This is a genomic window from Alphaproteobacteria bacterium (assembly GCA_040216735.1).
Lineage (GTDB): Bacteria > Pseudomonadota > Alphaproteobacteria > SHVP01 > SHVP01 > CALJDF01.
Map to the genome: position 1 here is coordinate 1,258,726 of JAVJOO010000002.1, position 26,564 is coordinate 1,285,289.

Annotated in this window: 24 protein-coding genes; 23 read left to right on the plus strand and 1 reads right to left on the minus strand. The window is 55.6% G+C overall.

The window, feature by feature from the left end:
* Window positions 1-174 precede the first annotated feature (174 nt).
* The 12 genes from RID42_07415 (at window position 175) to pseB (ending at window position 13,902) form a co-directional block, all read left to right on the plus strand.
* Window positions 175-1,023 carry an SDR family oxidoreductase gene (locus tag RID42_07415; protein ID MEQ8247496.1) on the plus strand — a complete coding sequence of 283 codons (849 nt, stop codon included), beginning with the start codon at window positions 175-177 and terminating at the stop codon, window positions 1,021-1,023.
* Between the two features lie 28 nt (window positions 1,024-1,051).
* Window positions 1,052-2,185, plus strand: coding sequence for a polysaccharide pyruvyl transferase family protein (locus RID42_07420; GenBank protein ID MEQ8247497.1), 1,134 nt, complete (start codon window positions 1,052-1,054; stop codon window positions 2,183-2,185).
* A 322-nt stretch (window positions 2,186-2,507) separates the two neighbouring features.
* Window positions 2,508-3,917: a hypothetical protein gene (locus RID42_07425; GenBank protein ID MEQ8247498.1), complete on the plus strand. Its 1,410-nt coding sequence runs from the start codon at window positions 2,508-2,510 to the stop codon at window positions 3,915-3,917.
* A gap of 26 nt (window positions 3,918-3,943) precedes the next feature.
* Window positions 3,944-4,870, plus strand: coding sequence for a radical SAM protein (locus RID42_07430; protein ID MEQ8247499.1), 927 nt, complete (start codon window positions 3,944-3,946; stop codon window positions 4,868-4,870).
* Window positions 4,871-5,147: 277 nt separating this feature from the next.
* Window positions 5,148-6,020, plus strand: coding sequence for an N-acetylneuraminate synthase family protein (locus tag RID42_07435; GenBank protein MEQ8247500.1), 873 nt, complete (start codon window positions 5,148-5,150; stop codon window positions 6,018-6,020).
* A 501-nt stretch (window positions 6,021-6,521) separates the two neighbouring features.
* Complete coding sequence (locus tag RID42_07440) at window positions 6,522-6,818, plus strand: hypothetical protein (protein MEQ8247501.1); 297 nt, start codon at window positions 6,522-6,524, stop codon at window positions 6,816-6,818.
* The gene (locus RID42_07445; protein MEQ8247502.1) at window positions 6,815-7,852 is read left to right on the plus strand and encodes a Gfo/Idh/MocA family oxidoreductase; all 1,038 of its coding nucleotides are present in this window, start codon (window positions 6,815-6,817) and stop codon (window positions 7,850-7,852) included. Before RID42_07440 ends, RID42_07445 begins: the two co-directional genes overlap by 4 nt.
* A gap of 13 nt (window positions 7,853-7,865) precedes the next feature.
* A complete protein-coding gene (locus RID42_07450) occupies window positions 7,866-9,221 on the plus strand; it encodes a DUF4910 domain-containing protein (protein MEQ8247503.1) in 1,356 nt (451 codons plus the stop codon).
* The gene (locus RID42_07455) at window positions 9,205-10,233 is read left to right on the plus strand and encodes a GNAT family N-acetyltransferase (protein ID MEQ8247504.1); all 1,029 of its coding nucleotides are present in this window, start codon (window positions 9,205-9,207) and stop codon (window positions 10,231-10,233) included. The genes RID42_07450 and RID42_07455 overlap by 17 nt, the downstream gene beginning before the upstream one ends.
* Before the next feature lie 30 nt (window positions 10,234-10,263).
* Window positions 10,264-11,253, plus strand: a complete 990-nt coding sequence (locus RID42_07460) for a formyltransferase family protein (protein ID MEQ8247505.1) — start codon at window positions 10,264-10,266, stop codon at window positions 11,251-11,253.
* 8 nt (window positions 11,254-11,261) lie between these two features.
* Complete coding sequence (locus RID42_07465; GenBank protein ID MEQ8247506.1) at window positions 11,262-12,815, plus strand: hypothetical protein; 1,554 nt, start codon at window positions 11,262-11,264, stop codon at window positions 12,813-12,815.
* Between the two features lie 88 nt (window positions 12,816-12,903).
* Entirely contained in the window at window positions 12,904-13,902 is a 999-nt protein-coding gene (gene pseB, locus RID42_07470) for a UDP-N-acetylglucosamine 4,6-dehydratase (inverting) (GenBank protein ID MEQ8247507.1), read from the plus strand.
* A 72-nt stretch (window positions 13,903-13,974) separates the two neighbouring features.
* On the opposite strand, the gene RID42_07475 is transcribed toward pseB, so the two are convergent.
* Complete coding sequence (locus RID42_07475; protein MEQ8247508.1) at window positions 13,975-14,328, minus strand: hypothetical protein; 354 nt, start codon at window positions 14,326-14,328, stop codon at window positions 13,975-13,977.
* Window positions 14,329-14,744: 416 nt separating this feature from the next.
* Here RID42_07475 and RID42_07480 point away from each other — a divergent pair, with 416 nt between their 5' ends.
* From RID42_07480 to RID42_07530, 11 genes are all read left to right on the plus strand, one after another.
* A complete protein-coding gene (locus RID42_07480) occupies window positions 14,745-15,824 on the plus strand; it encodes an N-acetylneuraminate synthase family protein (GenBank protein ID MEQ8247509.1) in 1,080 nt (359 codons plus the stop codon).
* Complete coding sequence (locus tag RID42_07485; protein MEQ8247510.1) at window positions 15,821-16,477, plus strand: glycosyltransferase family 2 protein; 657 nt, start codon at window positions 15,821-15,823, stop codon at window positions 16,475-16,477. The genes RID42_07480 and RID42_07485 overlap by 4 nt, the downstream gene beginning before the upstream one ends.
* On the plus strand, window positions 16,474-17,214 hold the full coding sequence (locus RID42_07490; protein MEQ8247511.1) for a glycosyltransferase family protein: 741 nt from the start codon (window positions 16,474-16,476) through the stop codon (window positions 17,212-17,214). The genes RID42_07485 and RID42_07490 overlap by 4 nt, the downstream gene beginning before the upstream one ends.
* Window positions 17,204-17,830 (plus strand): pseudaminic acid biosynthesis-associated methylase, encoded by a 627-nt coding sequence (locus tag RID42_07495; GenBank protein ID MEQ8247512.1) that lies wholly within the window; start codon window positions 17,204-17,206, stop codon window positions 17,828-17,830. The genes RID42_07490 and RID42_07495 overlap by 11 nt, the downstream gene beginning before the upstream one ends.
* Window positions 17,831-17,866: 36 nt before the next feature.
* Window positions 17,867-19,615: an ABC transporter ATP-binding protein gene (locus tag RID42_07500; protein ID MEQ8247513.1), complete on the plus strand. Its 1,749-nt coding sequence runs from the start codon at window positions 17,867-17,869 to the stop codon at window positions 19,613-19,615.
* 54 nt (window positions 19,616-19,669) lie between these two features.
* Entirely contained in the window at window positions 19,670-21,472 is a 1,803-nt protein-coding gene (gene asnB / locus RID42_07505) for an asparagine synthase (glutamine-hydrolyzing) (protein ID MEQ8247514.1), read from the plus strand.
* Between the two features lie 10 nt (window positions 21,473-21,482).
* Window positions 21,483-22,634, plus strand: a complete 1,152-nt coding sequence (locus RID42_07510; protein ID MEQ8247515.1) for a glycosyltransferase family 4 protein — start codon at window positions 21,483-21,485, stop codon at window positions 22,632-22,634.
* A gap of 8 nt (window positions 22,635-22,642) precedes the next feature.
* Window positions 22,643-23,455: an FkbM family methyltransferase gene (locus RID42_07515; protein ID MEQ8247516.1), complete on the plus strand. Its 813-nt coding sequence runs from the start codon at window positions 22,643-22,645 to the stop codon at window positions 23,453-23,455.
* A gap of 131 nt (window positions 23,456-23,586) precedes the next feature.
* Window positions 23,587-24,390 (plus strand): FkbM family methyltransferase, encoded by an 804-nt coding sequence (locus tag RID42_07520; GenBank protein MEQ8247517.1) that lies wholly within the window; start codon window positions 23,587-23,589, stop codon window positions 24,388-24,390.
* Between the two features lie 21 nt (window positions 24,391-24,411).
* Entirely contained in the window at window positions 24,412-25,503 is a 1,092-nt protein-coding gene (locus tag RID42_07525) for a glycosyltransferase (GenBank protein ID MEQ8247518.1), read from the plus strand.
* Entirely contained in the window at window positions 25,490-26,554 is a 1,065-nt protein-coding gene (locus RID42_07530; protein ID MEQ8247519.1) for a hypothetical protein, read from the plus strand. The genes RID42_07525 and RID42_07530 overlap by 14 nt, the downstream gene beginning before the upstream one ends.
* Window positions 26,555-26,564 lie beyond the last annotated feature (10 nt).

Here is a 26,564-nt window from a genome sequence, read left to right on the forward strand (position 1 = left end):
TCTAGTGTGGCACATGCTTTTGTGGTTCAAGAAAAGGTGCCGAGCCTATTTTCAGCACTCGAGAGACGTTAAGTGATGCGACAATAGGGTATATGAGGGCGATGGGGTGGCACTAGGTCTGTACGCCGGAGCCTTTCACCCCTAGGTACGGTCCAGTAAGATAGAGGAATTGTTGTGACAAGTGTTTTCCCAGCCTTGGTACTAGATCGCTTTGATCTAAATGGGCGGGTTGCCGTCATTACAGGTGCCGCGGGATTGCTCGGCTTACGCCATGCCCGCGCGTTGGCATCTCTGGGCGCTGACCTCCTACTCATGGATTCCCATGCGCCGCGGCTTGAGAGCGCTGTCGCAGCAGTCAAAGAAGAATTTCCAGTTAGGTGTATTGGTATTCCTGGGGATATCAGCAAACGCAAAGATGTCGAAGGTGCCTGCAAAACCGGAATAGCGGAGTTCGGCAGGATCGATATTCTCATCAACAATGCTGCAAATAATCCGCATGTCGGGTCGAGCAGCCCCGGCGTCGAATGGAGCCGTTTCGAGAACTACCCGATGGAGACTTGGGATGCCGACATTGCGGTTGGTCTGACAGGGGCGATGCTTTGTTGTCAGACTTTCGGTGCTGAGATGGCTAATCGCGAGAGCGGCGTCATACTCAACATAGCTTCAGACTTGGCGCTCATTGGGCCCGACCAGCGGCTCTATCGCAAAGTTGGCGTTCCGGATGATCAGCAGCCGGCAAAGCCGGTTTCGTATTCTGTGGTGAAGGCAGGGCTCATTGGCCTGACGCGGTATTTGGCAACGTATTGGGCCGATAAGAACGTCAGGGTCAACGCTATTTCACCGGGCGGCGTGTTTGTGGATCAAGATCCGGGGTTTCGGGTGAAGCTAGAGAGCCTTATTCCGCTTGGACGCATGGCTCAGCCAGAGGAGTACATGGCCGCGGTGGCTTTCTTGGTTTCCGACGCGTCCAGTTACATGACGGGCGCCAATCTGGTGATCGATGGCGGTAGAACCGCATGGTAACCGACAAATCTCTTCGAGAATTGCCAAAGTGAAACTGCTCCATTTAGCCAACTCTCTCAGCACGAATATCGGAAACGGGGCGCTGATTCTCGGCACCGAAAGAGTGCTCGACGAGGATCTGGGTCCTATTGAATGGCTCCGAGAGCCCTGGGATGACTACACGTTCGAGAGGCGGAAGTTCGATGACACTTTCGTCGAGAAGGTAAACGCCACCGACGGCCTGCTCGTTGGAGCCGCAGTCGCAATCAATGGACGACCGTATCTCGCAAATGGCGGCATGCGTCTCGACCTACCGCCACCCCTGTGGGCTAAAGTGCGCAAGCCGATTATCGTTTACGGAATATCCTACCGCCATTGGCCCGGCCAACCCTTCCATCATTTGGAAAAGCTGCGCGAAACAGTTCGTGTTCTGTTGGACAGGCCAGATTGTTTCTTCTCCGTCCGCAACGATGGCACCAAGCAGTGGCTCGAAGAACTGCTAGGGATTTCCGACGAGCGCATCCGGGAGGTACCTGACCCCGCAATCTATGTGCCTAAATCGCAAGTGGAAGCGGCGGAATTAGAGCCAGGCCGTCCCAACATCATCTTTGCGCCGAACGGCGAAGACTCCGACCTACGTTTTGGGAGCCGCGGCAATGCGTCCGAATATCGTCAGCGCATTCTCGGTGCAGTAGCTAGAGTCTTAACCTCTGTCGTCGAACGGACCAACGCCAATATCATTTTGGTGCCGCACTATCTCGATGATTACGGAATGATCTCGGAATTGTGGCCAATGTTGCCGCCTCGAATCGCGCATCAGAATACAGTGTCTACCGGGCTGCGCCGGATTGGTTCGACTGAAGAGTTCTACGGTCTTTATGCGGGTGCAGACGTAGCGATCAGTATGCGAGTGCATTCAATGTCGCCATCGATCGGGCTCGGTGTGCCCATGGTCCCACTGGTGACGCAAGACCGGATGAGGGCATTCCTGAGCCGTGCCTCGCTTGAGGACTTCGTCGTCGATGCGTTTTCAGACGACTTGGAGGAACAGCTTCTATCGCTCACTCTTGGTTGCTTGGAGAAGCCAGACTTTGTTCGTGGTCACTTCAAGCGGACGATGACGAGGTTCCGTGAGGAAAGCCGGGAATCACACCAACAAATCCGCAAGACACTGGGCGTTTAGTTTCCTATTGCGTTGGCGTGCGGAGCGAGATAGATACTAGGCGCAGTAGAGCTGGTACACGGCACCCAGTTGGCGGAGCTTGCCAGTTTATCAAGAATCACCCTTTTGCATCCGGCCCCCGTACTAGCTGGTCGAGTGACGGCATAGCTGTCTTTGCAGATAATTGATTTAGAGCTGCCTAGGGGTTCGTCATTCGAGCATCTTGGATGATTAGTCGGGCCGCCAAAACTTCTTGTCGTGGAATTCTTGGGGTAGCGGGCCTGAAAGCAATTGCACGCAATTTGGATGAGTCGGTTGCTGCCGTTATCTGCTCGGAGTGATCATGTCTAGTGGAAGTGTGCCGAAGGTCATGTTTACACGGCTGGCTTTCGGAGTGTTGTCCCTAATGGTCAAAGCGGGGGCCCACAAGGCCGTTGCCGTCATTCTGTCGAAGGCAATCGTCCGCGAGTCAGGTTCCTGGAAACATGCCCAGCCGCCCCGCGTTACGCTGCTTGCGCTTTCCCCAAGGAGATTTCGCGGCGACATTGATGTTCTCCCCTCTTCTGGTGTGGTCCGCGTACTGGAGTTGCCTGAGCGCTGGCAGCAGCACATGATATCTTGGTTCTGGCCACTGGGATCGATTAGTTCGCTTGAGTCTAGCTGGGATTTTTTTTCTGATTTAGGCAGTGAACTTGAAGGATGCCGGGCACGATACAGGCGCTTCCTGACCAAGCTTGTCGCTGAACTTTTTGACCGGTTGAACATCGATGGGGTCGTTAGTGCTGCGGTCTGGTACGTCCAGGATTTGGACTGGGGTATTGCGGCAGAAGCAAACGGTCGAGCATACATCGTCCTTCAAGCTGAAAATCTTGCCACGGCACCTGGGCATGTAAAACGGTTGGAACACAACGCCCGGCGCATCGGAAAATTCCAGGGTAGCTATATCATCACCCACAACGAGGTGAGCCGCGGTGCATTTGTTCGCGGAGGACTGATCGCCCCCGATCGCATCGTTGCAGCGGGGGCGCTGCGAATGGATGGGTACTTAAAAAAAATCGAGCGCGGCATTCAGCGCTCAGGCCAGCGAAAACGTGTGGTTCTTTTTTCGTTTCATCGAATGGCGGGGCTATGGGGACTCTCGAAGGTCAATTGGCCAAAGGATCCGAGTGTTGGCCTTACGTGTTTTTTCGAGCAAGTGCATCGCGTGATTGCGCGGTTGGCCACGGAGCTTCCCAGCGTCGACTTTGTTATCAAACCGAAGTGGGGTGGGCAGTGGATTGATGAAATACAAAAGGTCCTCGAAAAAGACGGCATTTCGTTGGATTCACAACCCAATCTGACTGTTTCGGAGGCGCTTGAGCCTCACTCGCTGATTCTGGACTCGGATGTCGTGATCGGTTTTGGCTCAACGACCCTTCTTGAGGCGAGTATCGCAGGTAAGCCGACGATAATGCCGGTATTCGAGGAGGCCTCCCGGGAGGAATACAAGGACTATTTGCACTTCAGCGACTCATTGGACATGTTTCTAGTACCTCGAAGTGAGGACGCTCTGCGTCGCGAAATTGTCAGGTGCCTCGAAAACCCGGTCATTGACGAAACGAGATATGCCTTAAGTAAGGCGGCTTTCGAGAGCCATGTTTCCAGCGCTTCTGGAGGGGTGCTTGAGAGGTACATCTCTAGACTGGAAGCGATCGTTGTAGAGCGGCGGCAACTGATTATCGACAACAACATTTCCCAAAGAAAAACCGGATAGCGTCCAGCGAGAAAGAGAGAGACCAAATGAATGTAATGGTTCACCCAAGTACACCGAGCGCACAGGGTTTGGAGGCTGCTCTTAAGCGTGTTGACAGTCGTTCATTGCCTGACGTTGTAAATGCTGAACTGACAAACAACTGCAACCTAATGTGCGCCAAATGTCCGACCTATGAAGCTGGCCGAGGGCGCGGCTACATGTCTAGGGACCGTTTTGTTAAGATTCTGGAAGACATTCGTCTTGGACGGGACCAAGTGGCGAGCATGGGGCTTAGCGGTGGCGGTGAAGCCATTCTTCATCCAGAAGTTTTCGATTTTATTGCACTGGCGCGCGACGTTCCAAACTTGGCTGGTGTCCATGCAGCAACGAATGCGCTGGGGTTGACGCCCGAGGCGGGGCGGTCGCTCTTAGAGGCAGGGCTAACAAGCTTGAAAATCAGTTTGGACACAAACGACCCGAAGCTCTTCCTGCGCTACAACCGCGTTGATGGCTATGAGCAAGTTGTCGAGAACATCAGCCGCTTCTTCGAGATTAGAAAGGCCGGAGACTATCAGTGCCGCGCGGAACTGAAGGTTACCTTATACAAGAAGGACGAGGCCTTTATGCGTGAAATGCGCGAGAAATGGGAGCCAATCGTTGGGACGGTTCGCTTCACCGGAATGCATAATTGGCTGGGTCTGCGCGGTGCCAATCCGAAGATGATCCGGACAACTCCGTGTCAGATTCCCTGGAACGAGGTGCAGATATTGTGGGACGGTCAGATTACCCTTTGCTGCTTTGACACAATGGAGGGTTTCATCAACATGGGGAATGTCGACGATATCTCGCTGACCGATTACTGGAAGACCAGCGAAACCATGCGCTCATTGAGGCGCGCTCAGCTGACATCTGACTTCAAGGACCATCCGGTATGCGGCAACTGTGGCGTTAACGAATACGAGCGAGATATCTAAGGCAGGAAAGAAGTCCTTATTTCTTGGCTACCTGGAACCACCATTGGAACTCGAGGGACAGCTTCTCGAAGCTTTGGACGAACAGGTAGAACGTCACGCGCTGTCGCGCAGGTCGCCAACTTTTTGAGACGCGTATTTGGTCGATTGAAGGACGTGCCACAGAGGCCTGTCTGAAAGCGTTGGCGAAAGCGAGAATCGACGATTATCTACTTCGCAAGAGATGGAGTTGGGGCGGGACGGAGCGCTGCAGCTTGGTGAAAACATGGAGAAACGGTGAATGACTGAAGTTGTACAGATCGGAGACAGGCTGGTCGGCGACGGCCAGCCCGTCTATTTGATCGCAGAGATTGGGATAAATCACAACGGTGACATCGACCTGGCCAAGCGCCTGATCGACAAGGCTGTAGAGGCCGGTTTTGATGCAGTGAAGTTCCAGAAGCGCACGGTGGAGGTCGTTTACACAGCAGATGAGCTCGCTAAGCCTCGCGAGTCCCCGTTTGGGACTACGAATGGAGACCTAAAGCGGGCGCTCGAATTCGGCGACAAGGAGTATGCCGAAATCGACCAGTATTGCCGCGAGAAGCAAATCCAGTGGTTCGCTTCTCCATGGGATGTTGGGAGCATTGATTTCCTCGAGAAATACGACCCACCTTGTTACAAGGTCGCGTCGGCGATGCTCACTGACGATGTGCTGCTGAAGAAGCTAAAGGAAACCGGTCGTCCCATTCTGGTATCGACCGGAATGAGTTCATCGGAGGAAATCGATCACGCCATGGATGTCCTCAAGGAAGCGCCTGTCGTGATCTTTCACTGCACTTCCACGTATCCGAGCGACGACAAGGAACTCAATCTCTCGGTCATCGCCGCCCTACGGGAACGGCACAACGTGCCGATCGGCTATAGCGGTCATGAAGTAGGTGTTATGCCGTCCGTGATGGCGGTTGCCGCCTATGCTGCGTGCACGGTTGAGCGTCATATAACGTTGAATCGGGCGATGTTCGGAAGCGATCAGGCCGCAAGCATCGAACCACACGGCATGGATCAACTTGTCAAATATATCCGCATGTGGCCTACCGTAAAAGGCGATGGGGTCAAGCGAGTCTACGAAAGTGAGATTCCCATCCGCGATAAGTTGCGCAGGGTCGGCTGATTGTTCGTTTGACCTAATGCTGGGCTCCATTCAGTGACCGACGTACTCGCGCTTGTACCTGCGAGGGGAGGCTCGAAGTCGATTCCACGGAAGAATCTGCTTCCGCTTGCGGGTAGGCCCCTGATCGCTCATTCGATCCAACACGGCCTTGACTGTCCCGCGATAACGCGGGTTCTGGTCACAACCGACGACGAAGAGATTGCTGAAGTGGCAAGGGCGTTCGGCGCGGAGGTTCCATTCCTCAGGCCGACCGATCTCGCGGGAGACTATTCGTTGGATGTCGAATTCCATCGCCATGCCCTGGAATGGCTTCGGGATAGTGAGGGCTACCTTCCTGATATCGTCGTTAACCTTCGTCCATCTCACCCGATGCGAAGTATCGCGACCATTTCTAGAGCCATCGAGACGTTCGGTAGCTGCCCGTCTGCGGATTCTCTTCGCTCCGTGCGGTTGGCTGATCAGACGCCTTGGAAGATGTGGACCCTTGACGAGAATGGTTTCATGACTACCGCGGGGAGGGAATTGGATGGCATCCGCGAACATTACAACATGCCCCGTCAGTTGCTGCCCGTCGCCTACTGGCAAGACGGGTACGTAGACATCGTTCGTCCCGACGTTGTACTCAACAAGGGCTCGACGACAGGAGACAGCGTCCTCGCGTTCATTATTGACGAGCCTACGATCGACATCGACTACGCGGATCAACTGGAGGCAGCTGAATCTCGCCTTACAGGGAGTGCAGCACCGACAAGTGCACCTAGGAACCCGACGGATGCCGGGACCCGATACCCCTCATGAAGATACTAATCTGCGGTCTTGGCTCGATCGGACAACGTCATGCCCGATTGCTGCGTCAGGTCGGTGGGAAGGGTCTCCAGCTTTCCTGCTTTCGTGCCCGGGGTCTCGACCTAGTGATTTCGGACCGACTGACGGCAGATAAGGGCGTTTCCCCCGAGAAGTTATACGGTCTAACCCGTTTTGATGACCTCGCGTTGGCGCTGGCGGATCGCCCCGATGCCGTGTTCGTGACTAATCCTATCTCGATGCACGTCGAGACGGCACTTGCGGCCGCTCGTGCCGGCGCGCATGTCTTTGTCGAGAAGCCGCTTGGCCATAGCCGAAAAAACTTGATCGAGCTTCGCCAGGCTCTGGCGGAGCGTTCGCTTGTCGGAATGGTCGGGTATCAACTTCGCTTTCATCCCGCGATCCAGATCATAAAGGATGAGTTGGAGAACGGTGCGATCGGACGTCTTGTTTCGGCAGAGTTCCACTTCGGGGAGTGGCTTCCAGGCATGCACCCATATGAGGACTACCGGGAGAGCCATGCTGCGCGACAGGATCAGGGCGGCGGGGTGATTTTATGCCTCAGTCATGAGATCGACATTGCCATGTGGCTGGTCGGTCGACCGAACAGAGTGTACTGCGTCGGTGGCCATCTTTCCAACCTGGAGCTCGATGGCGTCGAAGATACCGCCGTCATCACGATGTCTTGTGACGTTGAAGGTCGAACGATACCGGTGACGGTCGGTTTGGATTTTTTGCAGAAGCCACCGCGTCGTTTCCTCCACCTCGTTGGTGAGTCGGGAGTGATTCATTGGGATTACTACGACAATTTGGTCATTGTCGAAGAGGCGGCTGGCGGGTTGAAACGGATTCACGAGTTTCCGGGCTTTGCCCGCAATGCGATGTTCGAAGCAGAGATCAGGAATTTTCTTGACGCGATTCAGGGAAGGGGCAATGTCCGGATCGCCATCGAAGATGGGATCGCGGCAACCGAGGTTTGCCTTGCGGCGCGCGACTCGATGAATTCCGGCCGAGCTATCGATCTCTAGGGCCCATACGCTCATGTCTGACAAAGCGAAAAGCGGTGCGCAGTGGGCATGCCGAGAAGATATCGGCGAGGCCTTGTACGGGTTTGTCTCCACACTGTTCCCATACTGCCGGTCTTTGACCGGAAGCGGTGTTCGGCAGACCCTCTCAGCCATAAGGGCGTTGCTGCCCGAACTCGACATCCACGAAGTGCCAAGCGGATCCAAGGCATTCGACTGGACCGTTCCGGAGGAATGGACAATCCGGTCGGCGTGGTTGGAGAGCCCCGATGGTACGCGAGTCGTCGATTTCGAAGACTCCAATCTGTCCGTCGTGAGTTATTCCGAGCCTATTGACGCGATCATACCGCTTGCCGAACTCCAGCCGCATCTGCACTCTCTTCCGCAACTCCCTGACGCTGTCCCCTATGTCACGTCGTACTACAAGCGGAGTTGGGGGTTTTGCATGCCGGATCGGATTCGCCGCGGACTGCCGGAGGGCGATTACCGAGCCTTCATAGACAGCTCGCTCAAGCCAGGGTCTCTTTCGTATGGGGAGTTCTACCTACCCGGCGAGAGGCCCGAAGAGGTACTCATCTCGACCTATGTATGTCATCCTTCGATGGCCAATAACGAGCTCTCAGGGCCGGCCGTCGCCACCTACCTGGCGCGCTGGCTTGCGACCGAGAAACGCAAATTTTCTTACCGGTTTGTCTTCGTACCCGAGACGATTGGAACGCTAGTCTATCTGAGTCGAAACCTAGACGCGCTGAAAGCGCGCATGGTGGCAGGCTTTGTCCTAACCTGCATCGGCGACGAGGGCGATTACTCCTATCTGTCTTCTCGAGCAGAGGGCACACTAGCCGACCGGGTTGCCAGGCATGTCTTGCGCCATCATACAGACCAGCCGAAGACCTACAGCTACCTTGAGCGAGGCAGTGACGAACGGCAATACGGATTTCCGGGTATCGACCTGCCGGTTTGCTCGCTGATGCGCACGAAGTATGGCGAATATCTGGAATACCATACGTCGCTGGACGATCTTTCGTTTGTCACGCCGGCTGGACTTTCCGGCGGCTATCACCTTGCTAGGCAGTGTGTGGAATATATCGAAGCGAACGAGTTGTACGTCGCAACGACGTTGGGAGAGCCGCAGCTTTCTCGTTACGGCCTCTACCCCACGACAGGGGGGAGAAAGGCCAGTGATGAGGCGCGCCTGACCCTGAACGTGCTCGCCTATGCAGACGGTAGAAACGATTTGTTGGCGATCGCCGACCGCCTCCAACAACCAATGGCCGATGTTGTAGCGGCAGCTGCCGCGTTGAAGAACGCGGGACTAATTGACACACGGGGTTCCCGCACGACAAGAAATAGAGATGAGCTCAGACCCTAATCGGTTCTATCAGGATGGGTACCTTGATTTATCCGGGTACTCCCTTGCGGATGCCACTTTGGGCGAAGAGTGGGATGCAGCAGTAACTTTGTCTCCGCAAGGTTCTATTTTTGCGACCTCCGCGTTTCTTGCGCCGCTGGCCGATGACGTGTCGCTCATCTATTGCCTCAAGGGCACAGAGAAAAAGGCGTGTGTCGTTGCAGCGAGCGAAGACAAGGGTAGGAAGGCGAGCCTTCCGCCTTGGTTGGTTTACGGCGGGATCATTTTCTTGCCTCACCCGCCAGCTCGAAATATGGCGCAGAACGTCTCGGAAGAATTTAGAATATCAAGTGCGCTTGTTCAGGAGTTGTCCGTTCGGTTCTCGTCCATTGAACTCGCGTTGCACCCGAGATTTGGTGATCTGCGTCCTGTGCTGTGGCACAACTACGGTCAACAGGGGGGATTTGAAATCTCGCTTCGCTACACGGCGATGATTGAGCTTCCTGAATTTGGAGGCGCCCAGTCCGGAAGTGAACTTGAAAAAAGCCCACTCTATTTGAGGGCTAACAAGTCCCGAAGACAGGAACTCCGTTACGCCATTCGTGACAATGTCGTCACCAAGGAAGATCTGGACCTCGAACTTTTCCTTGTGCTCTACATAGATACTTTTACACGACAAGGAATCGATGAGTCAGAAGTCGACGTGTCCACTTTGAGGAATTTGTTGGCAAGTTTGGTCAAGGCCGGTGCGCTCCGAATGTATAGTAGCCGATCAGAGGCTGGAGACCTGCTCGCTTGCGCGATTTTCGCGATTTTTCGAGATGAGGCCACCTACCTCTTTGGTGCGACCAGCCGCTCTGATCGCAATGGAGCCGGCGGGACCAAGGTGATCTGGGATGCGCTCCATGATCTGTGGGCGCGTCACATTCGAACGGTAGACTTAGAAGGGGTGAATAGTCCAAAACGGGGATACTTTAAGCTTAGCTTCGGCGCCGAGCTCATTCCATATTTCAGAGTGCGCCTCGATTCCTAATCGAAGCTTGATGCGATGGTAGGGGGGGAAGTGCAGCTTGATTTGCCCACCGAACGCAAGGTTTGCTTGGTAGGTGCGGGTGACGCCGCGCGACTCCTTTGCAAGCACCTTCTGCGTTCATCCGTAGATCTGAGCATAATCACAAATTTCGAACTGGATAGCTCGTGGTCATCGACGGTTGGTACGCCGCTCTGCTCGCACCCTGTTATGACGAAGAGTGTCAATCCGGGCGAGAAGGACGAACTCAAAGTGGCGGTCGCCGAGCTAATGCCGACAATAATAGTGGTGGCTGGGTGGCCCGCGTTTGTTGGCGCTTCGATTCGTGATTCCGTTGGAGGCCGAATCTTTAACTACCATCCGTCCGAGTTGCCCGTTCTTCGGGGGGCTGCGACGGCGAGTTGGGCCGTTATGTGTGGCACAAGCCGCGTCGGCGTCTCAATTCATCAACTTACCGGAAAACTTGACGCGGGCCCCTTGCTAATTCAGTACACGCGGGATGTTGGCCGAGAGGTTGAGACGCCCATCGAGTACCTTGATGTCGCTTACCAAATAGCGAACCAGATCGTGTTCCCAGAGTTTGCTGGTATGTTAGCGAGTCACAAGTTTGTAACGCTGAGGCCGCAAGAAGAAGCAAAGGGTGTCTATTTTCCCGCGTTACTAACGCCGATGAATGGTGTTCTTCAGTTTTCTTGGTCGCCGGCAGAAACCGTGCGCTTCGTTAGAGCGTTCAGCGCTCCTTACCCGGGAGCGGCGCTCCATTATCGTGGAGAGGTCTATCGAATCAGAGAAGCCGCCATGGCAGAAGGTTTTCTGAAGGGGCATCCATTTGTGGATGGTCTAATTTCTAATCGAGATCAACGTACTTTGTACGTCCATGTGCGGGGCGGTATTGTCGCATTTGGCTCGATTACTGATAGCCAGGGCCAAGATATTAGCCCCAAAGACGTGTTTCGAATTGGCGATCGTCTCGTGCAGCCGCCTGAGATAGTTGCTCGCTCCCTTTCCTATAGGTCGACATAGGACGCCGCGTGAGTCGGGCCGTACCCGTTTCGCTTCGCAGCCTTAAGGAGTACGGGCCAAGAGCCTGGGCGGAAACTGGGCAATGGCCCGTGTCGGAGCAGGAGTTCAGGCTGATTGTCGACTCCATTGATGGTGCATACGAGACAATCTATTCATCACTTGATGGTGTGTGGCGATCTGCTCATCAAACCGACTCAAAATTTTTTGAGTGGATGAAGCAATTCGTGCATGCCCAAGTTGTCCGCAATCGGTGCGAAACGATAGGGGCAGACGAAGCTACCTCATACTACGCTCCCCTCCCCACTCCTTCGTACCGACTTGGCTTGAGGGACTCGCGATCTTCTGTCCTGGAGCCTCTCAAGCAAGCTAGACGCCAGTGGCTCGCAAATAGCCATCAGGGCTCTTGGCGCCGTGTTCGCGCATTTGGTGGAAAGGATGGGATTTGGTCGCTCGGTGAGGTCGGGCGACTGAAGCGCGATTACCTTCGGAACGAAAAAACCTCCTGCGTCGTGATATCGCCCGGCAGCCTTTTCGACGGTGGATTCGCCTCCGTCGATATCCCTCAAGGCCCACGAGATGTTGTTGGAGCAGTTCTCTCCGAAAGTGCGAAAGTCTGGAGCGAGACCTTAGGTGTGAATGTCCCATTGAAGCATCTGCTCGACCTTTGGCTGGAACGGACTTCGTATTTTGGCGGGTGCATAGTCGCTTTGAGTGCGCAGGCCAAATTTCCAGAAACGCTACTGGTTGGAAGTCCGGGAAACGCACTTTCGCGAGCCGCGGCTTCGGTCGCCCGCACAGAAGGCGCAGAAGTTATTGTCTTCCAACATGGCCATAATCCCGGGACTACTTTTGCACGAACATTGGCCCATAGCGAATTCACGCTTGGTCAGTCAGTAGCATGTGCGACCAGTGGAATGGCTGAGGCTTTTCGGCAGTTGGCTGCGAGATTCTCCTTTTCGGCAAACAAGAACACCAAGTTCCAGTCGGTAAAGAGCCGCGTCTACGAAGAAATGAGACAGGTGTTTCTGGGGTATTCGTCCAACAAGGCAAAGGGGAGGGTAGTAATGGTTGGTTATCCGATGAATACGCCAGCACCCCGATTGTCATATGGATACGGAGATTTCTTCGCGCTTCAAATTCCGCTGGAGCTAAAGGTCGTAGATACATTGAAGCGATGTGGATATCAGGTCGTTTACAAGGCGCATCCGGATACCGCTAGCTTGGTTGCGCCGCTTTTCTCCGACGATGTTGAGGTCGAAAAGGATATGTCTTTTGAGGCAACTTTATTGTCTGCCGAAACGGTAGTCTTTACCTACCCATTGACCTCTGCGCTCGGAATAGCTCTCACCTCCGATCGGCCCATTGTCATGCTTGATCTTGCGGGACGAGACTGGGTTCCGGAGGTCTATGCTGATCTTGCGCGCCGATGTGCAATGGTGCCAGCGACACTTGATGATCGAAATTTTATCTCGGTTAACGAGGGCGCGTTGATTGACGGGCTCGTGCGGGCTCCAGATCTGGTTTGCGACGACTACTTTGTGAAATACATGAGCCAAGCTTGATGGGTTGGATGCTGATTATGCCAACGGCTAGTAGGAAAAGACGATAGGTATGATAAATAGATTCGAGAGTAGGGTTGCGACTGACCTTTTGGAGAAAAAGACTGTTCTGGTCACTGGAGGAACAGGCTCGTTTGGACGCGCGTTCGTCAAGATCCTTCTTGAGAAGTTTTCCCCTCAGCGTGTCATTGTTTTTTCTCGCGACGAACTCAAGCAATTCGAAATGCAAACGGAATCGGATTCCCAATTGCCCACGATGCGTTTCTTTCTGGGAGATGTGCGTGATGTGGATCGGCTGGAGATGGCGTTCCGGGATGTCGATATCGTTATCCACGCGGCTGCGCTGAAACAAGTGCCCGCGGCGGAATACAATCCGTTCGAGTGCATTCGGACCAACGTTCATGGTGCGGAGAACGTGGTGAAGGCATCGATTCGTGCGGGCGTGAAGCGTGTGATCGCCTTGTCCACCGACAAGGCGGCGAGTCCAATCAACCTCTATGGCGCTTCGAAGCTTGCGTCCGACAAGATATTCACCGCGGCACATTGGCTCGTCGGCTCCAAGGTTGAGCCGAAGTTCAGTGTGGTTCGCTATGGAAATGTGCTGGGCTCTCGAGGAAGCGTCGTACCCTTTTTTCGAGATCAGATTTCCCGAGGCTCCGAGAGCTTGCCGATAACCGATCCGCGCATGACCCGTTTCTGGATCACGCTTGAGGAGGGCGTTGCCTTCGTTCTGTCATGTCTCCCCCTAATGCAAGGTGGAGAGATATTCGTTCCGAAGATCCCGTCGATGAAGATTGTTGACCTAGCGCGAGTTATGGCTCCGCGAATGAATACACATGTTGTTGGCATCCGTCCGGGCGAGAAGTTACATGAATCGATGATTACATCAGACGATGCGCGCAATACCTACGAGCTACCCGATCGTTATGTAATAACGCCGGAGCAGCCCCAAGATAGGGCCGCCTATCATCCTGCCGAACGGCTAGTGCGAGAGGATTTCAGCTACGTGAGCGACAAGAACTCGGAATGGCTTTCCGATGAAGTACTGGTCGGTCTCCTCGCAGGTCTGGGGATTTCTCCTGCTGCGTGAGCTGACGTGAGGCTGATTGTCACTGGGGCATCCGGCTTGCTTGGTCCATACCTTATGGAAGCCGCAGGGGCACTAGGCGAAGTTGCCGGGGTGGCGCGACGGGATACTGACGTAGTGGTCGACTTGGCCGACGCCAGCTTGGTCACCCGCCACCTTGACGAAATGCGTCCCGACGTGGTTATCCATGCTGCGGCCTGGACGGATATCGAAAGGTGTGAGCAAGACCCCGAAGGTGCGGAGCGAGCGAATGTCTTGCCCGCCGCGAATCTTGCAGAAGCAATGCCTGAGGAAACTCGATTGGTCTTCCTTTCGACCGATCAAGTATACGCGGACGAGCCGGGCCTCAAACGCGAGGGTATCGCCGAGCTTCCGGTAAACGAGTACGGCCGCAGCAAGTTGAGGGGAGAACGGGCAGCGTGCAGGCACAAGAATACAGTTGTGCTTCGTTGCAACCTTTTTGGACCGTCCCGAACACCAGGGCGGTCCAGCCTTAGTGACTGGGTCGTCAAGAATCTGGCTGAAAACAAAGAAATAGGCCTATTTACCGATTCCTTCTTCTCGCCCCTACACATGGAAACGCTAGCTGCCGCCGTTTGCCACATGGCGATTGCCGAAGTTCGCGGCACCTACAACCTCGGATGCCGGAACGGGCGATCAAAGCGGGACTTTGCCTATTTGGTGGCGTCGCATCTCGGTTTGCCCTTCACGAGCGCCCGAGATGCGCGGGCATCGGACATTCCGGATCGAGCCCCGCGGCCAAAGGATCTGCGGATGGACGTTTCAAGGATCGAAGCGATTCTCGGGCGGCCGATGCCGTCCCTGGAGGAGGAGATTGCAAAGCTATGACGAAGCACTCGAAAGATATCGAGATCGGCCGTCACCGAATTGGCGTAGATCAGCCCGTTTACTTTATCGCCGATATCGCGGCTAATCATGACGGAGATCTCGGTCGAGCGATCGATCTCATCCATCTCTGCGCCGACGCGGGAGCGCAGGCGGCGAAGTTTCAGAATTTCCGAGCTTCGACCATCGTGTCCGATTTCGGCTTCCGGTCGCTGGGAACGCAGCAGGGCCATCAGTCGAAGTGGAAGAAAAGCGTGATCGACGTCTACGAAGAGGCTTCCCTACCGCTGGGATGGACGCCGCAGCTTCGCGAGGCCTGCGACAAATCCGGCATCGACTATTTCACGACTCCCTATGACCTCGATCTGCTCGCGCAGTTATCGGAGTTCGTTTGTGCCTGGAAACTCGGATCAGGGGATATTACTTGGCACGAGAACATATTAGCCCTCGCTTCGGAAGGGAAGCCGCTCCTCATTGCAACCGGAGCGTCCGACATGAACGAGGTCCGAGCGGCTGTTGAAGTCGCCAAGACGCAAACCGACGACATTGTCCTTATGCAGTGCAATACTAACTATACCGGCTCGTTGGAGAACTTTCGTCACATAGCTCTCAATGTTCTCAAGACTTACGCGACCGAGTTCCCGGATGTCGTCCTTGGGTTGTCGGACCATACTCCGGGACACGCAACCGTGCTCGGTTCGGTGGCGCTCGGTGCGCGGGCCATCGAGAAGCATTTCACTGACAGCACGGGTCGCGACGGACCAGATCACGCCTTTGCTATGGATCCGAAGGCTTGGCGCGAAATGGTTGACCGGACCCGAGAGCTGGAACTCGCGCTTGGACCGTCGGAGAAACGAGTAATGGAGAACGAGCGTGAAACGGTAGTAGTACAGCGGCGTTCACTTCGTGTGAAGAAAGACATCGCTGAGGGAAGTGTACTAACCGGCGATGATCTCGCTCCGCTTCGTCCATGCCCGCCAGACGCCATTTCGCCTTACAAAATGAACGAAGTGGTGGGGCGCAGGCTCCGCCGTAGCATTCCGGCCGGTGACTACGTGCGCTGGAACGACCTCGCTTGACGGTTGCAATCGTTATTCCTGCGTTTAATGAAGCCGGCTCGATTGGTCAGGTAGTTGTAGGAGTGAAGTCTTTGGGGCACGTCATCGTCGTCGACGATGCCTCCAGCGACGCGACAGCGGATGTCGCTGAGAGCGTCGGTGCGCACGTCGTGCGCCATGAAACGAACAAGGGATATTCTGGCGCCTTGAACTCAGGCTTCCGGACGGCCCGGGATCTGAGTGCGGACGTTTGTGTCACTTTTGACGCAGATGGACAGCATCGTGCCGAGGACTTGCGTTCCATTCTTGACTTGATGGGGCGCGATGATGTTGCGCTCGTGATCGGCGCGCGTCCGTCGCAAGCACGCATTTCCGAGAGAGTCTTTTCGGCCTATGCGCGCCAGCGGTACGGGATTCCAGACATACTGTGCGGTCTAAAGGCATATCGGATGGACCTCTTTGACGCGCGCGGATATTTCGACATGATCGACTCGATCGGAACAGAACTTGCCCTTTCCAGCATCGCCCACGGCGCGCGGTGGACCTCTTTTCCCATCGCGGTCGAAATCCGCGCGGATCAGCCTCGAATGGGCAACGCTCTTCGCGCGAATTGGCTTATCTTCCGTGCCCTCTTCCGCGTAATTAGGGCGGACCTTGGCGGGTGGCGTCAGTGAAAGTAGTTGCGATCACACAGGCGCGCATGACATCCACCCGTCTGCCGGGCAAGGTGATGCTGCCGATCCTTGGCAGGTCGATCCTCGAGTGGCACGTTGAGCGCGTTCGCCGTGCGGAACTGGTCGACGACGTCGTAGTTGCAACGACCGAGAACGCAAGCGACGATGTCATTTGCGAAGCGGCGAGGCAACTCGGCGTTGGTTGCTTTCGCGGCGATGAGCATAATGTGTTGAGTCGCTATCTCGCGGCGGCCAATGAATTTGATGCCGACATCGTTGTGCGAGTGACCTCAGATTGCCCGCTGATCGATCCTTGCGTGATCGATCAGACTATAAGGGCCTTCCTGGACGCAGAACCTAGTGTCGACTACGCATCAAATCGCGCTGTTCAGACCTATCCTCGCGGGTTGGACACGGAAGTGCTGTCGAAAGACTTACTTGCGCTTGCGGATCGCGAGGCGGATCGCCCAGACGACAGGGAGCACGTGACCCTGTTCGTGTGGCGTCAGCCGGAACGTTTCCGAGTCAAGAATGTCCCTTGTCACGTGGACCTGAGCCAGCATCGCTGGACGGTGGACACCGCCGAGGATTTTGACCTCGTCTCCAGAATTCTTGGAGCCGTTGGCGGCGACGGTCCGGGGTTCACACTTGAGGACTGTCTTCGGGCCATTGAGATGAACCCGGAGTGGCCCATCATCAACGCACACATCATACAAAAGGCTCTCAATGCGACATAAGACCGAACACGAAGCTTTCTGGGCTGGAAGTTTCGGCGACAACTACATAGACAGGAACCAAGGTAGTCGCTTGCTTGCGGTCAACCTCGCTTTGTTCTCGACTATTCTGCGGCGTTGCATCGGCGTCGAAAGCGTTCTTGAGCTGGGTGCGAATGTTGGCATGAATTTACGGGCTCTCCACGCGTTGCTTCCCCAGGCGTCGCTCCGAGGGATTGAAATCAACGAAAAAGCCGAGGCAGTTCTTCGTGACTTACCATATGTGGCGAGCGAGCGGCGCTCTCTGCTTGGCTATCGTGCGGCTGAGATGGCCGATCTGGTGTTCACCAAGACCGTGCTGATCCATATCGACCCCAACCATCTATCCGAGGCATACGCAGCGCTCTATGAAAACACACGCCGCTACTTGCTTGTCGCCGAGTACTACAACCCCTCGCCGGTCGAGGTAACCTACAGGGGCCATCAACACCGTTTGTTCAAGAGGGATTTCGCAGGTGACCTGCTGAAAACCTATCCTGACCTCCAGCTCGTCGACTACGGTTTCGTTTATCACGGCGATCAGTTCGCGCAAGACGATATCACCTGGTTCCTAATGGAAAAGGAAGAAGGGGATGTATGAGCTGGCCGGGCGTTGTCTCACTCTCAAGGGGTCGGTGTGATTGAGCTTCGCAGGACAAAGGGCCTTGGTCTCATCCTTAGCCTGGTGGCGACCACGCCACGTAGGTCCGCGCTTTTGGTCGTGTTGTTGCTCGTCGCCGGCATCGCAGAGGGTGTAGGGATTGCGGCCTTCTTGCCCCTGCTTCAAGTGTCTGGATTTGGCGAGTCGGACAATGTTCTGACTTCGACCATTTTCGAAACGATAACGGCCACGGGTCTCGATGCATCCCTCGGTGTAATACTCTCGATCATCGCTATCGTTTTCGTGGTCAAAGGCCTCCTGATGATGGCTGCGAATCTCGCGATGGGCTACGGTTCGACGACATTTGCAACCGATCAGCGCGCGGAGATCGTCAAGAGATTTCTTCGCGTCCGATGGGAATATCATCTGACCATCCCGGTCGGCTCACTTTCAAACGTCATAACCATCGACACGGCGCGAGGAGCATCAACCTATGCGCTGAGCTTCCAGTTAATTGCCCAAGTGGTTCAGATCACCGTCTATTTTTCCATTGCCTTCTGGGTATCTTGGGTCGCCAGCATCGTTGCAATTGCAGGAAGCGCTGTGATTTTGACAAGCATGTCCTGGTTGGTTGTTATGTCGCGGCGGGCCGGCGAAGCGGAACAAAAATCGTATAAGCGGTTGGCTTCGCGCTTAGTCGATCAGTTAGGTGGCGTAAAGCCCATCAAGGCAATGGGTGCTGAAGACAGTGTCGAACCTCTTTTGCTATCGGAAATCGGGAAGCTTGATCGGTCAATGCGGCAAGCGGTCGTAAGCCGCGCCGCGCTTACGACCCTGCAAGAACCCTTAATGGTCATGACCCTGTGTGGCGGCATCTTCGCTGCAGTTGGCGTTTTCTCCTTCGACATCAGTACGATTCTACTCTTGGTTCTCGTGTTCTATCGCACGGGCTCGCGTTTGACCGGCATGCAGGGGCGCTATCAGTCGTTGGTGTCCAACCAGTCGTTCGTCCACGAAACACTCGAACGAATTCGAGAGGCTGGAAACCAGCAGGAACGGCTGCATGGCGGCGGCACGCCGTCGCTCGATGAAAAACTTGAACTTCGCAATGTCGCATTCAAATATGGGCAAAAGGCCGTTGTTGAGGATGTGTCTCTCACGGTCCCTGCCGGAAAACTCACGACACTCATTGGACCGTCTGGATCTGGCAAGACCACGATCGTCGATATCGTCATCCAGCTGCTGATCCCGACGAGCGGCGAGGTGCTGATCGACGGTCGTTCGCTGCTTGAGATGGATATCCGCAAGTGGCGGAAGATGATTGGCTATGTCCCACAGGAAACCGCCCTGTTCAACGATACAATCTTGACGAACGTGACGCTTGGCGACCCCAAAATCGATCAAGATACTGCTGTCCAGGCACTAAAGGACGCGGGTGCCTACGAGTTTGTATCGGCACTTGAAAGGGGGCTTGATTCGACCGTCGGAGAACGCGGTGCACAGCTTTCGGGTGGGCAACGGCAACGCATTGCCCTGGCTCGCGCGTTGGCTCGCAAGCCGCGGTTGCTCATTCTGGACGAGCCAACCACAGCTCTTGATCCGGTTTCTGAAGCGTTGTTCTGCGAGACCCTGCGCGACTTGTCCGGGCGCCTGACCGTGCTCGCTATTTCCCACCAAGTCGCGGTCGCGGACATAGCCGATCAAGTTTATCGCATTGGCAACGGTACTGTCATGAAAGTGGAGAACCGGGCGAACTCGTCGACCTACGGGGACAGAGTATCCTAATGATACGCGTATTCTTTGCCATATCGTTTCTTATCAGTTACCTGCGCTAGAAGTATGTGTGGCGTTTTTGGGATGTTCCTGTCCCGGCCTTTAAGGGAGGACGACATTGCCCTAGGCCGACAGGGGAACGAGTTGTTGGCACATCGCGGACCCGACGGCCAGGGCGAGTTCTTCGATATCGGCGATGGCGTCTATCTCGGGCACAGGCGGCTTCGGATTATCGACCTGTCGGAACGCGCGAAGCAGCCGATGACGCGCGGTAAGACCACGATTTGCTACAACGGAGAAATCTACAACTATGCGGAACTTGGAGCGGACCTAGCCGCTGCGGGGGTCTGTCTTGGTACAAGTAGCGATACGGAGGTTCTCCTCCAGGGGTGGCTGCACTGGGGGCCAGCCGTGTTGGACCGCCTTGATGGGATGTTTGCGTTTGCGCTCTGGGATGGCGCTACCGGAATCCTTGCCGCCGACCTATTTGGCGAGAAGCCACTCTATTACAGCGAGACCGAAGATGGTGTCTACGCGGCCTCCGAGATCAAGGTTCTGGCGGAGCTCCTTGGAAGCGCGCAAGCGCTCGACGAAAGTCGGTTGGCTGCTTTCATGGCATTAGGGTTCGTACCGGCGCCGGAGACTGCTTACCGCGGTATCAAGAGGGTAATGCCCGGCACCTACCTTATCGTGCAGGACGGCAAGATCTCCAAGACTGTGAAATACTGGACTACACCTTCCGGTGAACCAGGCAGGGGGCCTGTTCAACAGCTTTCGGAAAAGGCTCTCGATAGGATACAGGAGGCGTTGGTTCTCAGCGTGAGCCGGCGACTCGTCTCCGATGTGCCGTTGTGTCTTTTCGGATCAAGCGGTGTGGACTCATCCCTTGTGGCTGGGATCATCGGGCGTGATCTTGGCGCCGATATCGAGATGCTTACGATCCGATTTAAGGATACTGCGGTCGACGAAAGCGTCGAGGCGGCAGCAATGGCCCGTGACGTCGGTGTCGAGCACCGGATTGTGGACGGAGTCGCTCAACCTCAAGACGTTGGCTGGAATTCATTGTTGGATTTATTTGGCCAGCCCAACGACAACATGAGCATATTGGCGTCCCTGCAACTTGCTGAAGTTGCACGGGAAAATGGCTATGTCGTCGGCCTGGTAGGAAGTGGTGGCGATGAGGCGTTCTACGGCTACCTGAAGCAGCAGTTCTTTTGGAGACATCGTCGAATAATGGCGCTTCCAGAGCCGGTCAGACTAGCGTCGCGTATTATGTCGCCGCTGGCACCTTTCAGCAGTCGGATTCGCCTATTTCTTGATCTGGTTGCCGTGCCGGATGGGGAACGTTACATCGCCGTCAAGAACCAGCCAGCCTATCGAGCTTTGAAGCAAATCCCTTCGATGAAACTCTGGGCGAAGTACGCATTTGCAGAGACGGGAACGCCGCTTGAGTTCGAGGTGCCGCGCATCGAGCGCGACTGCGTTCTTCCGGGCAGCCAGCTTGATTCGCTCGATCTTGGCTCAATGCACGTTGGTGTCGAATTACGAACACCGTTTTTGTCGCGGGGCCTATTCGAGCTACTGGCCAATTACGACCCCCGATCATTCCTTGCATTTGGACAAAAGTCTATTGGCCGACGTCTCGTTGCTCGGTATCTCCCTAAGTCAGGTGCGGCAAATGGAAAGAAGGGGTTCGTTTTCCCTTTAGATCAGCTGCTAGCCGCATCAATGCGCGAACCTTCCGTGGCAGGCTTGCCGGCCACGGTTTCGAGCGAGATTTGGAAGAATCGCTTTTCAGGATCGGGTTGGGGACGATTAGCTGTGCGCCTCGCTCAGGCCGACGCCTTCGTGAACAGGACGCCAGCGTGAAGGCTTTCGGATGAAAGAGGGGGAGTTCCGAGCCTTGCTCCCGATAGTCGGGGATCGAATCGGGGGAAGCCAGCTTTCGGCTCTGGCCTTGGCCGAACAGATTCGGGCCCATGGGCGTTTCTCTCCGCTTCTCGTCCTTCATCGGGATGGTCCTGTGGCTGACCTCTTGCGATCGCGAAGCCTCTCGTTCGAGTTCTTGCCCGTCCCAGCTTTGCTGGGTGAGGGGGGCTATCGTCCGTCTAATCTTTTGAGACACATTCGGGCGGTCGTTCGGATTGCACGGTTCCTCAGGCGGTGGAAGGTCGCCATCGTGCACACCAATGACCTCAGGACAAATCTGTCATGGGCGCTGCCCGCAAGGCTTGCTGGAAGCAGGCAGATTTGGCATCAACGGACGTTCTTTCCCCAATCGCGGCTCGCCCATCTTGTTTCGAGGTGGGCGGCACGTATCGTGTGTGTCTCGGAGTATTGCAAATCAACACTTCCTTCCGATCGGCGGGATCGCGCGGTTGTTGTGTTTAACCCCATCCCGGTACCGGCGTCGATCTTGGACCGGCCGGCGGCCCGTGCGGCACTTTGCCGGGAGCTTGGGGTTGGTCCCGCGACGCGGATCATCCTCTTTGTCGCCAATTTGCAGCCGCAAAAGCGACCGGACATCTTCATCAGGGTAGCCCAGAAGGTGCGCGAAGTGAGCAACTTTCCCATCATATTTGTGCTATTGGGCGAAGATAAAAAGGGAATGCAATCTAAACTCGAACTCTTGGCCGAAGACTTAAAGGTATCGGACATCGTTTTCTTCGGGGGGTTTCGGTATCCGGTTGATCACTGGATGGCGGGGGCCGACTTGTTCCTCGCGCCTCAAGTTTGTGAAGGGTTTGGGCGGACCCTGGTCGAAGCGATGCATGCGCAAGCACCTGTCGTTGCAGCGCGATCGGGCGGTCATCCGGAGATTGTGATCGATCCCAATGTTGGGGTCCTCGTTCCTGCGGACGATGCCGGTGCGATGGCCCAGGCAGTGACTCAGCTCTTATCCGATCCGAATCGTGCATCGCTCATAGCAAAGCGAGCCAGTGCGGTCGTTGCGACGAAATTCAGTGCTGAAGCACACGCTGAAGCAATCATCAACGTCTACGAATCTTGCATGGATTTGGCGAACCGATGAGGAGCAGTATGCCGCCGTTCGTGCGAACATTGTTGCGTTTTGCGTTTAGGGCCGTGTTGAGCGTACCAGGAGTCAAATTTGGCGTTTCGAAGAAGGTTGGCCCCTTCGGTCCATTTGTCATGGACGGGTGCTTCCTTTTCAGCGATTTCTCAAATTGGGATTCATACAAGAATTCCGGCTTCTCGATTGGCGTTAATTCCATTAGACCCGGCGCAGTTGTGCTCGATGTTGGTGCGCATGTTGGGCTTTTTGCGATGCCCGCCGCAATTGCAGCCGGGAAGAACGGCGCGGTTGTTGCGTTTGAGCCCGCACCGAGGAACGTTGATCTGCTTCGCCGGCACGTACGCCTTAATAAGTTGTCAAACGTTGAAGTTGTTCAGACGCTTCTTGGCGATCAGGTTAGGCGCGACGTCGAGTTTCATGTCGCGAGCCGCGATTCCGGTCTCAACTCGCTTGCCGACACGCCGAAGCTGAAAGGATCTCGAAAGATCGGGTTGCCGATGATCAGCCTCGACGCATTCTGTTTCGACCGCGGCCTGAAGCCGAATCTGATCAAAATGGACATCGAAGGAGGCGAACTTGCGGCGCTACGTGGAGCGCGGAACGTCTTGCAACGCGATCGGCCATTGCTACTGTTGAGTGTCCATCCCTGGCATCTGCGCCAACTTGGGCACTCGGTCGAAGAGGTCCAGGATCTTCTGGGCGAGTTGGGTTACGAGGTTTTCGACTCGGACGAAAACAGGGTAGAGACCCTCGGTGGACATGAGTATTTGGTAGTGCCAAGGGAGATGGAGGGCAATTGGTGTCTAACCGTGCTGTAAATGCGATGCGCGTGTTGCGCTACATGGGGCCAACTGGGCTCATTGCGGCCCTCGTGGGGGGGCTTAGGATTGAACTCACAAGACGGTTCTCAAGGCAGAGGCTCATCAGTAAGCGCGTACACGGTCAGACGATGTTTCTCGACGTCAACGATCGTGGGATTTCTCGAACGCTTCTCTTGTTTGGCCGAAGAGAAGAAGACCATCGTCGGATACTCAATCGAGTGCTCCGGAAGGGGATGAATGTTTTCGATATCGGCGCCAATATTGGCTACTACGTACTGATGGAAAGGTCGCTGATCGGCAGCGACGGGCACATCCTCGCGATCGAACCGTCTCCATCTAACACGGAACTGCTGATGCAGAACGTGGAAGCTAACGGCTATCAGAACGTGACTGTCCGGCAGGCTGCCGTCTCTGACCGCGCGGGTAAGCGCGATCTTAGGCTTTCCCATATGTCGAACCTGAACAGTTTCCACGATGAAGGTTCGGCAAGCCGTTTTTTCAGTGGTGAGGTAGTCTCCGTTGAAACGTTTACGGTACCTATGTTGGCCGAATCGATGGGGCCGCCTGATTTTATCCGCATGGATGTGGAGGGGCACGAAGTCGAGATCCTCAACGGGCTCGTCCCGGCTGTTGAAGCAGGAAAGATGGCTCCGATGATTCTCTTCGAGACCCACCGGTCGACTTATACACCGGATCACGATATTCGGGGCCCATTGGAGCGTCTTTTCCGCGCAGGCTACACCGTGCCTTTCGTCGCTTCTTCGACGGAAGATGGCGCCGAAAAGATGGTAAAGATGGGGTACGCGACGGAGGGGTTGTTTACCACCGACTTTCAGCGGCGAGCCATTTTTGAGAAACTCAAGCCCAGCGATCTTATCGACATGGTGTGCGGTGAGGGCGGAATTCGGACGGTTCTTCTGGCCAAGCCCTGATTTGGTAGCTAGGGACGGCTTATGAGGCGGACCTCACTAGTTATCAGCGATCTAGGGAGCGGCGGTGCGCAACGCGTTCTCATCAATTTGGCCCGTCTTTGGTTGCAGCAGAATCTGTCGGTTACCGTCATTACTTTCGCTGGCCCGGAATCCGATTTCATGGTGTTGCCGGTGAAGGCGGCGCGCCTCAATGTCGGTGGGTACGGTCCATCCAATTCGCTGTGGGAAAGCCTAGTCGGTAATGTCGGGCGTGTGCGGCGTCTGCGCAAGGCAATCCGCGACTCCCGTCCTGACGTAGTGGTCTCATTCCTTGCTGCCACCAACATTCTGACAATATTCGCCACCTTCGGCCTCAACTGCCGGGTCGTAATTTGCGAACGGAACGACCCCAAGCGGCAATCTCTGGGCCGGCTCTGGGATTTCTTGAGATGGCTGTTCTACCGGTTTGCCGATGTCACAACTGCTAATAGCCGCGATGCCATTGAGTCCCTTAAGCGCTATGTCCCTGCGGCCCGTCTCGAATATGTTCCTAATCCGGTTATTGCGCCGGAAGGGGTGGTTGCGAAAAACCTTCCCTTTCCTGTCATCTTGTCGGTGTGCCGTCTCAGCCACCAAAAGGCAGTGGATTGCGTGCTAAGGGGTTTTGCGCGCGTGATCGAGTCGTTTCCGGACTGGCGCCTCTTGGTTGCGGGAACGGGAGAAGATGCTGCGGACCTGAAGCAGTTGTCCGCGCGCCTCGGGATTGAGTCTCGGGTCGTTTGGCTGGGGGAAGTGGAGGATCCGTGGGCATATTATGCAGCGGCCGAGGTGTTTGTCCTTGCCTCGCGATACGAGGGCACGCCCAACGCCCTGCTTGAAGCGATGGTCAGTGGCGTTGCGCCGGTCGTGTCGGATGCGATCTTGGGAGCGGACGGTCTGGTTTTGCATAACCGATCGGGCCTAGTTTTTCCGGTCGACGAGGATCGTTCTTTGGCGGACGCGCTAGCACAGCTCATGGCGGACGAGGAAAAACGCAAAACGATTGGTCGGGCGGCACGCGAAAGTGTTCGACGCTATCTAGAAGACGACGCCATGTTGGCGTGGAATCGTGTCATCGGCCATGTTCCGAGTTAGGATTCTTGCCGACCGACTGACCAACCAGAATACGGCGGCGCTCCTATATCCGATTTTTCGGTTTAAGCAGCTTGCTCGGGAACAAGGCCTCGACATTGATATTCTCTTCGAGAACCGTGTCGATCAATCGAACCCCGATCTTCTCGTGGTGTTCGATCGATTTCTGGGTGCGAGGGACGGTCGCGAGAAAGTCGGCCAGCATCTGAACGAACTAGGGAAGAGCGCTGGTGCCCTTGCCTACTTCGACACCGGCGACAGCAGCGGATTGCTGCATCGCGAGGCCCTGGAAGCGAGCGACATCTACCTTAAGTCGTTCGTCCTGAAGCCCAGGGAGCGATACAGTGAAGCGCACTACGGTGGCAGGGCCTTTACCGACTACTATCATCGCAGATGTGCCGTGACGGACGACGTGCCACTGTGGTCCGAGCCGGTCACTGACAGCTCTAAGTTGGACAAAGTTCGTGTTGCATGGAGTCCGGCTTTGTTCCCCTACCAGCGCTGGGCCAATCGGGCGGCCAAGGCGTATCGCTTCGTCAGAATGCCGTTGCTTCTAAGGTGGCCGCGGTACTACCGGTCGCCGCGTACGCCCCGTCCTTTGATGGCCTCATGCCGAATGTCCTCCGGCCACAATCGGAGAAGCGTGGTCTACCAGCGAGAATGTCTGCAGCAAGCCCTAGTCGGCATTGTCGATACGGATTTCATCAGCCGCCGAGGGTATGAAGCGGAGATGCGGCGCGCACGGGCAGTCATCTCGCCGTTTGGGTGGGGTGAGTATGCGATCCGTGACTACGAGGCGATGGAAAGCGGAGCGGCGCTCATCAAGCCCGACATGAGCCATCTGGAGACCTGGCCCGCGATCTATCAGGCGGGCGAAACCTACGTGCCACTACACTGGGACCTAAACGATCTGTCCGACATTTTCGCTCGCCTTGCTCAAGATTCGGAATCGTTCATCGCGATCGCCGAGAGAGGGCAGTCGGCCCTGCGGGCTGCTCAATCTGACGGTAGCGCTTTTGTGCGTCACCTTACTGATGTCCTGAGAGTCGACTAAGTGCGATCGC